This window comes from Candidatus Gracilibacteria bacterium, from assembly GCA_041661045.1.
In the GTDB taxonomy this organism is placed as follows: Bacteria; Patescibacteriota; Gracilibacteria; order UBA1369; family 2-02-FULL-48-14; genus 2-02-FULL-48-14.
In genome coordinates this window covers 222,781-235,219 of sequence record JBAZVE010000001.1, presented here as the reverse complement: position 1 = coordinate 235,219, position 12,439 = coordinate 222,781, and the positions used below count along the sequence as shown (strand labels likewise).

The 12,439-nt window shown below is 50.2% G+C and carries 11 protein-coding genes; 9 read left to right on the top strand and 2 right to left on the bottom strand.

The genetic code is table 25. The annotated features are described in order from the left end of the window. Window positions 1-23 precede the first annotated feature (23 nt). On the top strand, window positions 24-890 hold the full coding sequence (locus WC777_01070) for an HAD family hydrolase (GenBank protein ID MFA6023795.1): 867 nt from the start codon (window positions 24-26) through the stop codon (window positions 888-890). Window positions 891-944: 54 nt separating this feature from the next. On the opposite strand, the gene WC777_01065 is transcribed toward WC777_01070, so the two are convergent. Continuing rightward, window positions 945-1,574, bottom strand: a complete 630-nt coding sequence (locus WC777_01065; GenBank protein ID MFA6023794.1) for a hypothetical protein — start codon at window positions 1,572-1,574, stop codon at window positions 945-947. A 51-nt stretch (window positions 1,575-1,625) separates the two neighbouring features. Beyond that, window positions 1,626-4,196: a DEAD/DEAH box helicase family protein gene (locus tag WC777_01060; protein MFA6023793.1), complete on the bottom strand. Its 2,571-nt coding sequence runs from the start codon at window positions 4,194-4,196 to the stop codon at window positions 1,626-1,628. Window positions 4,197-4,389: 193 nt separating this feature from the next. On the opposite strand from WC777_01060, the gene WC777_01055 reads away from it, so the two are divergent. From WC777_01055 to WC777_01020, 8 genes are all read left to right on the top strand, one after another. Continuing rightward, window positions 4,390-5,217, top strand: coding sequence for a helix-turn-helix domain-containing protein (locus WC777_01055; GenBank protein MFA6023792.1), 828 nt, complete (start codon window positions 4,390-4,392; stop codon window positions 5,215-5,217). 138 nt (window positions 5,218-5,355) lie between these two features. After that, window positions 5,356-5,898 carry a 30S ribosomal protein S6 gene (rpsF, locus tag WC777_01050; GenBank protein ID MFA6023791.1) on the top strand — a complete coding sequence of 181 codons (543 nt, stop codon included), beginning with the start codon at window positions 5,356-5,358 and terminating at the stop codon, window positions 5,896-5,898. 20 nt (window positions 5,899-5,918) lie between these two features. Beyond that, on the top strand, window positions 5,919-6,392 hold the full coding sequence (gene ssb, locus WC777_01045; GenBank protein MFA6023790.1) for a single-stranded DNA-binding protein: 474 nt from the start codon (window positions 5,919-5,921) through the stop codon (window positions 6,390-6,392). A 14-nt stretch (window positions 6,393-6,406) separates the two neighbouring features. Continuing rightward, window positions 6,407-6,625, top strand: coding sequence for a 30S ribosomal protein S18 (gene rpsR / locus WC777_01040; GenBank protein ID MFA6023789.1), 219 nt, complete (start codon window positions 6,407-6,409; stop codon window positions 6,623-6,625). A gap of 89 nt (window positions 6,626-6,714) precedes the next feature. Further along, window positions 6,715-7,239: a hypothetical protein gene (locus WC777_01035; protein ID MFA6023788.1), complete on the top strand. Its 525-nt coding sequence runs from the start codon at window positions 6,715-6,717 to the stop codon at window positions 7,237-7,239. 3 nt (window positions 7,240-7,242) lie between these two features. Beyond that, window positions 7,243-8,838 (top strand): hypothetical protein, encoded by a 1,596-nt coding sequence (locus WC777_01030; GenBank protein MFA6023787.1) that lies wholly within the window; start codon window positions 7,243-7,245, stop codon window positions 8,836-8,838. Between the two features lie 16 nt (window positions 8,839-8,854). After that, complete coding sequence (locus WC777_01025; GenBank protein MFA6023786.1) at window positions 8,855-10,105, top strand: hypothetical protein; 1,251 nt, start codon at window positions 8,855-8,857, stop codon at window positions 10,103-10,105. Further along, the gene (locus WC777_01020) at window positions 10,090-12,348 is read left to right on the top strand and encodes a hypothetical protein (GenBank protein MFA6023785.1); all 2,259 of its coding nucleotides are present in this window, start codon (window positions 10,090-10,092) and stop codon (window positions 12,346-12,348) included. The genes WC777_01025 and WC777_01020 overlap by 16 nt, the downstream gene beginning before the upstream one ends. Window positions 12,349-12,439 lie beyond the last annotated feature (91 nt).

Sequence of the window (12,439 nt, the reverse complement as noted above, 5' to 3'; positions counted from 1 at the left end):
AAATCTTCTGCATACTGCCCGCAATGAAGTCTCTCGCCGCCGCACTCAAACACTCGTACAAAGCCGCCGCCTTTGATGTGGACGGAACGCTCACGCCTTTTGCCCGATGGATTGTGCCGGACTCTCTCAAAGAAGCGCTGCGCTCCATCCCCATAAACATTCCGCTCGCCATCTGCAGCGGCCGCTCTTTTGATTACGCCCGCACCAAGCTCGAGCACATTTTAGACGGACAATTTTTGGACGAAGCGCAAAAACGCCGTTGGTTTTTGATCTGTGAAAATGGGGGAGTGCTGTACCGCTACAACGCGCGCAAAAAAGATTATGAGATGGTTTTTGAAGTGCCCTGGCCGGACCAAGAGCTCACGCAAGAGACAATGGAGGCCTTCATCCGCGATAAATTCGGCTGGCATGTGCAGTTTGTGCTTCGCCCCCACTCCTTGGTGGTGCGCTTTCACGATTGGCTTTATGTCTTTCCGCGCCTCGTGAGCATCGTGTCCCACCGCACCGGCAATCAAATCCGAACCCTCTTCAAAAAAATGGGCCACGACAAACACTTTATGGTGGAAGATTCCGGCATCGGCAACCTCATCATCCCCGCCGCCAGTGGCAAAGGTAAAGCCATTGAAAAGTGGGCCAAACACCTCGGCATCGCCGTGCAAGACATCTTGGTGGTCGGCGACCAAGCCCAGCCCGGCGGCAACGACGAAGAACTCCTCTCCGGCAACTATGGCGTGCCCTTTTCCGTGGGCAAACTGACCAAATCCAACCACCCCTTCCCGGTCCTCGACCCAAAAGGCCGCCACCTCAAAGGCCCGGAAGGCACGGAGTATTTGCTGAGGAAGGTGTTTAGCTTGGATCAGGATCTTCCTCCGACAAAACCCCGGGACTAAAAAGCAGTGCCCGCATCCCGGCGCGAACGCCTTCAATCCACAATGTTTAAATTTTTATCGAGCATTGTGGAGGGCGCGACTCACTTCATATAGAGTGGACGCTGCCTTTGGATCGGTAGTCGAGAAAGCAGCACCGTCCAGTTGATGCGCTAATGCCTCGCGATCAACATATTTCTCACACGCCCCAGTATTTACAATGAGTCCTTGTAAAACCGCAATGATAGCTCGTCTCACTTCTCGACACTGATCAGGTGAGAGGTCTATCGTGGGGTGAATATCGGCAAGCAAAGTGGATAACAAAAACTTGGTTTGCCAAGAAATACGAGCATTCTCTGCACGGGTGAGCTCCTCAATGTCATGGCTTTCCCGAGATATAGGCTCAGTAATGGAGCCCATTTGAGCCAAGGCACGGACATTCCTTGCAAGCTCTAAAAATGCAGCTTGAGTCCTGGAGTTGGCTTGTTCTGTCCCTGCATGGGCTTCAAAACGCCTGGCGAGTTCTTGAAGATCAGGATCTGTGGCACTCATTCCTTCCAGTGCTTGTCTAAAAGCAGCTCTGGCAGGGTAGAAGATCTCCTTAGGAACGCCAGCGCTAATCCTTAAACTTGAGTAGAACATATTTTCAACGACGAGCAGGGGTCCCTCTAAGGGGACTATTGGTTCGGGGAGGTGATCTGTGGTCATGCATGAGGGGTTAAGATTTCAAGATTTTCTCCACCAGTACGGGGGCGCTGACTAAGCCCTTTTCCTTTGAGTAATAACCCGATCCACTTCTGTTTGAAGGTAAAGAGGAAAGGTTTGCGAACCCGACCTACCCTGCAAATCCTTTACTGGTTCTAAGCCAGCCGCCGTCACCCATTCAGGCAGAGTTTGAGGGCTGATTCCTTTGGACCGAGCGTAGCGACTCAAGCCACAAACATTTCCAATCCCCTCAACAAATTGAGTCCCCTCTTCAGTCAAGCCAATTCCAGCTCTTCTTATAACTGCATCCACTTCACTTTTCTTGTAAAGCGGGACATTGATTTGAGGCCCAGACTTCCCAGTAATACCTTTAAGGGGAGTTAATCCAGCTACGGCGACCCATTTGACTAGGGTGGGAAGACTAAGATCTAAAAGAGTTCTACTGTAAGCACTAATACCGCACACGACGCCTATCCCAGCCACTTCCGCTATTCCATTCATTAGAGTTACCCAGTCACCCGCCTTTCTACTTTTTATCACTGCATCCACATCTTTCTTTAGATAAATCGGTACGGCGTGGGTACCTGATAAGGTTTCTAGGCCTGCAATAGGGGTTGTACTTGCTTCCGCCACCCAACCTTTAAGAGTCTCCAAAACGAGGCCACGAACTTCTGCATATTTTGGAAGCCCACACACCACGCCAATACCTTCCAGCTCAGTGGTACCGTCTTCACCCAACTGAACTGTTTTTGCTGCACGCTTACATGCGATCGCTCTCGCAACTTCTTCTGTTCGATACAGAGAAAAGATGCGACGGAAAGAGCGCCCTTGTATTCCTGGAATCGGGACAAGTCCCGCCTCGTCCACCCATCTTTTGACATGTCCATTGTGTAATTGTCTAGCTGCCGCATAAGCGGAAATCCCACACAAAGAGCCAAAGCCTGCCACTTCCACGGTGCCATTGTCATTCAGGTCGAATACTTCCTCACTACGGTTATTTCCAATAACGAAATCCACATCCGATTTTGAATAGAGAAGAACCAAATTTGATCCGGAGCGTCCTCGGACGGCACCCAGAGGAGACAGCCCGTTTGCACTCAACCACCCAGTAAGCGTTTGGAAGTCCACCCCCCTATATCGAGCATAAGCAGCAATTGAAATAGCCTCTCCAAGTTCAGGAATTTCTGTAATTCCATTCTCATCCATTTCAAAATAAGAAAGATAGTTTAAGTCTTCCGCATTTCTTACAATTGCACTAACATCTTCACCTAAGTGGGCCAAGGCCTGAGCGAAAGTCAAAGCTTTAGTGGAAGGAGCCAAACCCTCTCGAGCCGTTCGTGGATGTTCCGTACCTGTTCCGCCTATTTTCTGGCTTTCTGTAGTGCTTGAGACTTTCCAATCTGTCTCAAAAAGATAGGTGGTGCCCTCCTCCAAATAAGCTCTCATCCCTCTACCCACTCCTTGGATGAGAGAAGCAGGACTAGAAGTTCCTCTCAACCACAAAATAGTATTTACAGGAGGAAAATTCCAACCTTCTTTCAACTTATCCACGGTGATAATGAAGTCACAATCCCCACGCAAAAGATCAGCCTCCGCTTTTTTTAGATCTCCACCCTGGCCTGTGACCACTAAACCTTTTAAGCCTGCTTCTTTAGCCAAAACGCTAAACACCTCACAGGCCTTTACAGAATGACAAAAGACCACGGTCCGCAAAGGATAACCTTGATGCATCTCTTTAAAAGCCTTGAAGTCCGACAAAACCTTTTCATAAATACCTGCTGCTTTGAGCAATTTATCTTCTTTTTCCTTACTCATGTAGCTGCCTTCCGTTTCACGGTCCACCTCTCCTTCAACTTGATGCACTTCAACCCATTTCAAAATTCCAGAACCAACTAAGTCTGCATAGGAAGTTTCTGCGATCAACTCCCCGTGGAGTTCTTCAACCGTTTTGCGGCCCAGTTGGGGGGTGGCGGTAAACCCTAAGATGAGCCTCTCATCTTCCATCAATCGAGAAAGAACCTCGTCCTCAGCTTGCTCTTCTTCCTCACTCGGGTAATCGGAGCTCTCTTCCTCCATGGCTTGATCGATACGAGCACGAGTTCGGTCACCTAAACTACGATGCACCTCATCGCAAATAAAGAGAGAGGTCCCTTTTGGCGCACCCTCCGTTAAAAAGCTCTGATAGGTCATGACCGTAAACAGTTTCCCTTCGTCACGCTGCCCATCGCCAAAAATACCTATGTTATTGGGATTGATGCCCAAGCCCAAAAGCTCCTCTTGAGTAGAATGTAAGAGATTGGTATTGGGAACTAAAATCAGGGTGGGCTCCGCTAACATTTGAGCGATTAAACCAAAAAGGATCGTTTTACCCGCTCCAGTCGGCATTCTAAAATATCCCTTCGTTTTGCCAGCTTCTAAAAACTCAATCAATTTCTTTAAACCATGAAGTTGGTTTAAACGAATGCTGGGAAATCGCTCCTGTATTTCCATAACGCCCGTAGTCAGTCGAGCAAGCCGGCCTATGGTTTGTTTAGCCTCTTGCAGTTCCCGGCGAGCGACCATGGGAACAGAAGGCGACAAAGACACTTCCGCATTTTCTCGCAATCGTGGCACTTTCGGAGTCATAATCGAGGGAATAGTGAATCATAATTAAGCCAGAAAATAACTGTAACATTGAGTCAAATAACTGTCCACGCTTGACTGTTAGTAGCTATGTACTGAGCAAAAACAACAGATTAGATTTAATGCAAAATCTACCCACCACTCATGGGCAGCAGTGCTTGCGAAAGGGCCACTCCACTGCTAAACTGGCAGCATCATGCTCCTCCAAACTCTTAAAACATTCGGACTCGACGATAAGGAAATTGCCGTTTATTTGCGGCTTCTCCAAGCGGGGGAGCAGAAGGCCAGCGTGCTGGCGTACCAGATGGCGCAACCGCGCACCAGCATCCAAAACATTTTGCTGCGGCTGGAACAGGAGGAAATGGTGCACAAACGCTTCGAAAAAAATACCGCTCTCTACACCGCGGTCAGCCCGGAGGAATTTTATTTAAATCTAGAAAGCCGCCTCGTTCGCCAGCAAAACGAGTCCAAAAAAAGCCTCGGCGCGCTCAAAAAAATTCTGCCGGAGCTGGAAAGCATGATGAGCTCCAACAAGCATCTGCCGGGTGTGAAGTTCTTTCGTGGCATTGAAGGCGTGCGCAAGGTGCTCTTCGACACGCTCACCTCCAAAACCGAGCTCAAGGATTTTGCGAATATCGACGCCATGTTCGAGCACATCAAAGAAGTGAACGACGAATATGTGGCCGCTCGCGAAAAACTCGTCACCACCACGAAGCCCCATCTCACCAAGCGCTCCCTGCTCCTGGAAACGCCCTTTGCCCACAAGGTTTATGAAAGCGGGTCCTACTCGCCCAAATCCCACAAAGGCTACAAATGGCTGCCCGCTCAAGATCCTCGTGCCAAGCCCCACTTTTTCTCGATTGAAATGAACATCTACGACGACAAAGTTTCCTACCTGACCTATGTGGAGAACGACCTCATCGGCGTCATCATCGAAAACCACCACATCTTTGAGATGCACAGCGCCCTCTGGGACATGCTCTGGGACAGCTTGCCGGGAGTTGACGAGGTGAAGAGTCGCTAATACATGGCCTCTCCCAACTACTGCTCTTCCATGATCAATTAAATTCGCTTGCCTCCGGCCAAAACCCATGTTAATCTCCAGCCGCTTTTATCTTGTCCTCCGGGTCTACAGTAGCCCTGAGGTAACCTATCCAAACAGATGAAATATGAACTCATGGTGATTCTGAGTCCTAAACAAACGGACAAAGAAATCGAAAAAAATCTAAAAGAAGTCAAAGGCATTCTCACGGAGAATGGTTTTACCGTGGTGGACGAAGATTTATGGGGAATGCGTGAAATGGCGTATCCGATCAAAGGGAACCGCAAGGCCTACTATGCCGTGCTGAATTTTGAAGGAGAACCGGAAGGACTTCCCACCATCCAAAAGGATCTTAACCTGCAAGCAGGGGTGATTCGATTCATGGCGAGCAAAGTGCCCGACGATTACACCCTCTTGCGTTACGATCAACTCGCGACCACCGGAAAATCTGCAAAACTCAGCTCTCCTGCCGAGGAACTTTCTAAAAAAGTGGGGGGACAGGGCCGCAATGAAACCCGCAGCGAAAAGCCCCGCAGCAAGACTCGAAGTGCAGGGGACAAAGAGGCGACTCAAGGTGCAGAGACTCCCGCAGAATCTGCCGAAACTTCAACAGAGAAACTCGATGAATCGCTCAAGGCGATCATTGAGGATAAAGACCTTTAATTTTAACCTTATTTTGCTTTATGCGAAGTGTAAACAAAGTGATTCTCATCGGAAATCTCACTCGAGATCCCGAACTCAAGACCACCACCAGTGGTCAATCCATTGTGACCCTTGGTCTTGCCACCAACCGTCAATGGACCACCAGCAGCCGTGAAAAACGCAGCTCCGCCGAATTCCACGAATGTGTGGCTTGGGCTAAGCTCGCTGAAATTTGCCGAGATCATCTCCGAAAAGGAATGCTCGTGTATGTTGAGGGGTACCTCAAAACTCGAAGCTGGGACATGGAAGATGGAACTCGCCGTTTCCGCACAGAAATTGTGCTCCAAGACATGATTATTCTTGAAAAGCGCAAGGATGGGGAAGGAGACGATTTTGTGCCTGAAGCTGGAGACCAAATGATGACCGGCGAACCTGAAATGATCGCAGATGAGGGCAGCGCTCCGGCTGCTTCCGGTGATCTCACCGCCAGCATCGATGACGATAACATGTTCTAACCTAAACCGACCCAATGACTAAAAAAGTAAAAATTCAGAAGACCCCTCGACCGGTGCTCCCTGCATACATCGATTACAAGGACATCGCGACACTTCGAGCCTACCTCTCCGTGTTTGGCCGCATCGTGCCAAGGTACTACACCGGAGTGAGCTTAAAGCAGCAAAAACAGCTGTCCACAGCCATTAAACGCGCTCGAGAAATGGCGCTGATCCCCTACACGAGAAAAGGATAAAGTCACAAAACGGTCTTCCAGGCACAGCAGGTTGTAAAAAACCTGATTTTGTGCTAAGATAATTAGATAAAAATAAAAACAAATCGCGTATGGCAACCGAAAAGGATAAAAATCCGTCCGATGAACCTATTGCTCCAGAAGCCTTCGATGAAGTGGTTTTGGGGTGGATGGCTCCGGAATTTGTGCGCTATGCGCGAGGATGGCTCTGGTTTACCCTGTTGATTCTCATCAGTGCAAGCCTGGTGGCGTACGGTTACTGGACTCATTCCATCAGCATGATGGTGGTTTTTGTGGTTCTGCCTCTGGTTCTGATCTTGGAACACCGAAAAAAACCAAAAGCTGTGGAGGTTATCCTCTCACCTTACGGGGTAAAATTTGGAGTGCTTCGCATGCCTTACAGCGCTCTGAAGGGTTTTGCGGTGCTCCACAACCCTCCCCACACCGATGAACTGCACCTGATGACCAAGAAAAAATCCCGACCGGAAGTGGTGATCCCCCTCATGGGAGTAAACCCCAGCTTGGTGCGCCAATTTCTGGCCACTCAGGTTCAAGAACAGGAGAGCAAAGAGCTTTCACTTTTGGATGCCATCGTTCGTATTCTTCGTCTCAACTAAACCATGCCAGGAAAAGAAAACATCACCGGTGAACTGAAAGAAAACGAAAAAGAGGCTGTAAAAGCCTTGGATCAAACCGTGAACGAGAAAATGGCATGGTCTACCCGTAAATCCAAAGAATATGCCATGGCTGCGGAGAACCGCATCAAGGCGGTATTGGGATCAAAAACCAGCCAGCTCACCGACGAAATTCAAAGCATCCACTCGGGGCAGAGAGGCGAGATTCTTGGCTTAGACAAGCTGGATTTAATCAACACGCAAAAAAAAGTACTGGACTTTATTCAACAACGAGCTTACTTGATGCTGGAACTGGCGGATGTCCACCAATCCGCCGTGAATCCCGGAGAGAAAATGGTTTCCACACCAGTGGAATTGGCCCAGCTCGGAAAACTCATGAGCATGGTGGAGGGAATCGATGTGCAACAACTGGTGTATCAAGCCCTTCCGCCGGAGATGAAGGAGTCTTATCTCGAAGCATTGGGCCGAGGCTTTGCCCCCGACCTCATGCCTTTGCTCACAAGACTGTCCAAGGGGGAGGAACCGGAAGAGGGTGACTTCAAACTACTCCTGGATAGAATCCGCAGCATGAAAGCAAACGCCAAACCGGGAGAAAACAACGATGTGTCGCTGGTTATGGCCGCCCTTCCTAAAAAATATCACCTGACTCTGGCCAGAAAAATGGCACAGGAAAAGAATTTTCCACATTTTGAACAGCAGATCATCACCATGGTGGGGGCTGACTTCCTCAGTGCGGTACAAGCCGCAGCGGTTTTGAACGAGAAATTGGCCGTCACCAAGAACAAAAAAGACAGAGAAGTCCTCGAGGCGGCACTCAGCCAAGTGAGCAGCCGACAGATGGGAGCCTTCAAGGAAGACCAAGCGAAACAAAGAACCATTCGCGCCGCCGCTCACTACGAAAACAGCAGTTACGGGCACAAAAATCATGCGCGCTCCCTCCTGACCCTCAAGGGGATTGGGTCCGCCTTGCTCACCGTAAACGGAGCCATGACCGTGGGGATGAATGTGGCCATGAATGTCACGGATCCTGCAAATATTCCGCTGAATCCCATGATCTGGCTCGGTATCGCCGAGATGGGCGTGGGACTTCAGGCATCAGGAGGATTTGGAGGAATGGTGTCCACACCGGAACAAATGGCTGCCCGAGTGGTTCGAGATAAAAACGAGGCAAAAGACGACAGACTCAGTGCTTATGATGATGATTTTAAGAAAGAACTCACGCACTACTACCGTGAAATGCACTTCTACGGCACCTTTGCAGAACGGATCATGCAGGTTTACAAAGCCAAAAAGGCCGCTTCTTTGGAGAAAAGGGTGCCCATTTCTTTTGCAGACATCGGCATTAAAACTCGAGAAGATCTCCCCCCCGAGTTTAGAGATTTGTGGGGGAAACAAGAGTTTTTGGAAGAAAAAATGGCAGATTGGGCCATGCACTTTTCTTCAACTGCAGGTGAAAATGCCGGACGAATGCCCGATAATCCCGATCTCCAGAGGGGGGTCATCCAAGACCTCCGGAAGGAAGAGGGCCTCAATGCGCTGAACTTCACTCCGTTGGAATTTTTTGAATATAAGCCGGCGTAAGCGGCAACAACTCTATATGCTCTATCTCGATTCACAAAAACAGTTCGCCCAGCAAATGGACCTCGCGGCCCAAGGGAAAAACATAAGTTTTGACCCGGTCTATGCCGACCGTTTGAGACGATCGCAGGAGGAAAACCAGAATGCTCTGTGGACTTCGGAAGAAGCAACCGAGCGGATCAGCGAAGATTTGGCCCTGGAAGTGGAGCAAAAACTGCTCGACTTGGTGGAACAAAGCCCTGAAACCGAGGAGAAAAAGGAACAATTAAAAAATCTGGCACGACGAGGACAGCTGCTTTTGGTGAGTAGCGACGAGGGCCCGGAGCGAAGCGGAGGGCCCAAGTTCGACCACTTCCTCACCCTAAAAGAGGCCAGAGAGGCTTCTCCTTTGCACACCACCATCCTGTCCCCAACCCTCGTAAGCTCCAGCATGAAGCTCAGTGAAGTGATCGAGGGGCAAACCCTTTTGCACAGCGTAAAAGTTTTGAAAGAAAGTTTCAGTGTACAAAATCAATCCGAGAAACAGCTGTGGCGAGTGGAAAATGCCACGATAGAAAAGGGAGTGGTGCATATAGAGGTCGCCCGAAATGGAACGGCCTTGGAAGACGACAGTTCCCGATTCTCGGTGGAAGTGGAGGTAGATCAAGATCCCGCTCTGCCCTTGGTGTATGAGCAGATCAACAAAGGTGGGCGCGAGCGAAGCGAGCGCATCCCGGAGACTCAGCTCCCCGAGAAATATGGAGAAGCAAAACCCGAATTCACAGAGATGCAAAAAATCTCTTCTGTGGAAGGAGAGGATCCCTCCAAAGCCCAGGCCGCCAAAGAAGCGGCAGTGGCCATCGGCGCTCTTGGCATCTTAGACACCTTGTCTCAGTTGGAGGCCTTGTCTCAAGAAGAACAAGCGAAAGAAGCGGCGGCCCTCACCCATGCAAAAGCCAGCGCCCCTCAAGGGGTACAAGCCTCCGCCACGGTGACTCAAGCTGCCGCCGCCGCGCATTTTGCCCGACAAAACGAGGAACGAAAAAAAGCGCAAGAGCGAGAACTGGAGAGGTACAAACAATTCGCCATACTCCAAGCGGCCGAGCAATTTCAAAAGAAAAAAACTCAAAAAGCCGAGCAAGCCAAAAAAGACCGCTGGACCGCCGATCAGAAATCCATTGCCAAAGGTGCCGGCCTCGCTGCCGGAATCACGGGAGCGGCCTTCGCCGGTCTTGCCGGATCAAGCGCCTTTGTCACCCATCTCACCCTCTTTTCATGAAAAAATTTATAAAACCAATCTTGCTTTTGGCTCTGGTGGTGGTGGGATTCTCCCTCCTCCCTGAGCACGCGCAAGCCACAAACGCCATGGACGCAAGTGAAGTCCAACGAACGGTGGAGCAATCCATCGCGTCAATGGTTTCCATAGGAATGAATTTCATCAACATGCTGCTCTGGCCCTTCCTCCTTATTATTGGAGATTTAATGGACACAGACCTCATTTTGGGACCCGGAATGGAAGATAGGCTCAAAGGCATTTGGATCCCCGTGCGAGACCTGGTGAACATTGCCTTTGTGCTCGTGCTCCTGGCCGTGGCCGTTTACAATGTGCTTGGAATTGGAGGAGGAGAGGGAGATTTGGCCCTCAAAACCGCCCTGCCCAAAATTGTGCTTGGACTCGTTTTGGTCAACTTCACCTTCATCGCCGGAAAGGTGGTTTTGGATCTCACCAATGTGGCCACCACCGCCGTATTCGCGCTGCCGGAACTGGCCGCCTCCGACGAAACTCCTTACGATTTCAGCGCAGTAAAAGATGAATTCGAAAGAAGTGTGTGTTGGAAAGCCGTGGACGAAACCACAGGAGCCCCAACCGATTACTGGAACGCGGCCATAGACATAGGAGATGTCCCCATTCATACCCAGCTCTTTTGTGCCGTGGACGATGAAACGGGAGACTACATCGGTCTCGACGGGGTTCTGGAAGCAAAATATTTTCAAAATCTCAACTCCAATAATATCGGTCTAGTGATGGCCGTGAACATGGGTGGGCTCAGCAGCCTCTCTTTGCTCAAGCCGGAGGGCATCACCGATTTCTCGGATCTCACCATCAGCATCATGTTCTCCATTGTTATGTACGCGGTCTTCGCGGTTTCATACTTGGTGCTCGGCATTGTGCTGCTCACTCGTTTGGTGGTGCTGTGGGTCGCCTTGGCCCTTTCTCCGCTAGCAGTGCTTGTGTATGTGGTTCCTCAAATCAAAGAATGGGCCGGAGGAGGAGGGGACTTTGTGGGAAAAGTCACCAAACACCTCATTGCCCCCATTATCATTGGAGCCACCATGAGCTTGGGCTACATCATGATCGCCGCTTGGGATGGACTCACCGGCAACGCCGCCCTCGACGGAGGAGGCTTTAAGGTGGACGAAGTGATTTCCACAGAATTCCTCATCTCCGGCATCAACGACCTTCCTCAACTCATCATCGCCCTCGCCAGCATCGTTATTGTGTGGACCGGAGTCTTCGCCGCCGCCAACGAAACTTACGCTCAAGGCATCGTCTCCGGCATCGAAAGCTTTGGAGGCCAGGTCAAAGACTTCCTCATCAAACTGCCCACCGTTCTTCCCACCGTTCCCATCTCTGTTGCGGGAGAAGACGCGGAAACCAAAGTTTCTGCTGGAGCCATTAAAATGGGACTCAGCAATGCCATGAACCTTGTGAACAACGATATCTTACTCACAAACCAGCTCAACAATTTACCCCAAGATGCCACCTTCTTTGGGATCCCAATGAATCCGCTGGGCCGTGTGGAAAACACAAACCCCGCCGCCAGCTACAACACGGCAAGAGCCATCATCACCAGTGGCCAAGATATCGATTACACTCAAACTCACGATCTTTTGAGCCAACTCAGAAACATCGTGAGAAGCTCCAAAGACAACAACGCAAAAACCAGAATGGATAGAGGTCTTCAAAATCTTCAAAGTAACCTCACGAGTGGGGATGCAAGGACACTCGCCGGATTCAATTTGACTCAAATCCGTGACCTCTTACAAAACAGCGGCTTCACTGCCGAGCAACTTGGATTCGAAAACAAACCCGCCATGGATGCCATTTTGAATAGGCTGGACGGCAGCACAGTGGGATTGAACCGCACCAACGCTCCCGGACAACAGAGCCAAGCGGGCGCTGCACAAGGGGCCGCCGCCATTCCTGCGGTAGTGAACCTTATTGTACCCACCACCGCGTCATTGAGCACAGAAGTGGCCGCACTGGTTGCTGCGCTTCCGGGAAATGCAGCCGTAACCACTCTGAATGGAAATGTAACTGCGGCAAGAAACGCAACAACAACCCTTCAAACCAATCAGGACAATCAAAGCTTAACCACAGCAAGAAACGCAGTGAACACAGCTGTGACCAATGCCATAGATTTGCGAAGAGACCCGGCAGTCGCAGCCAATGCAGCCCTGCTTGCGCGGGTGAACACAGCCGTCACTCAATTGGAAGAAATGCAAAGGCAACTCAACGCTATAAGACTATAAATAAACACCTAACTTTACAAAAATAAAAACAGATGCTACAATCACCCTCCTACGGTCGGAAAACCATGGACGGTGATTGTGAGGGGAGAGT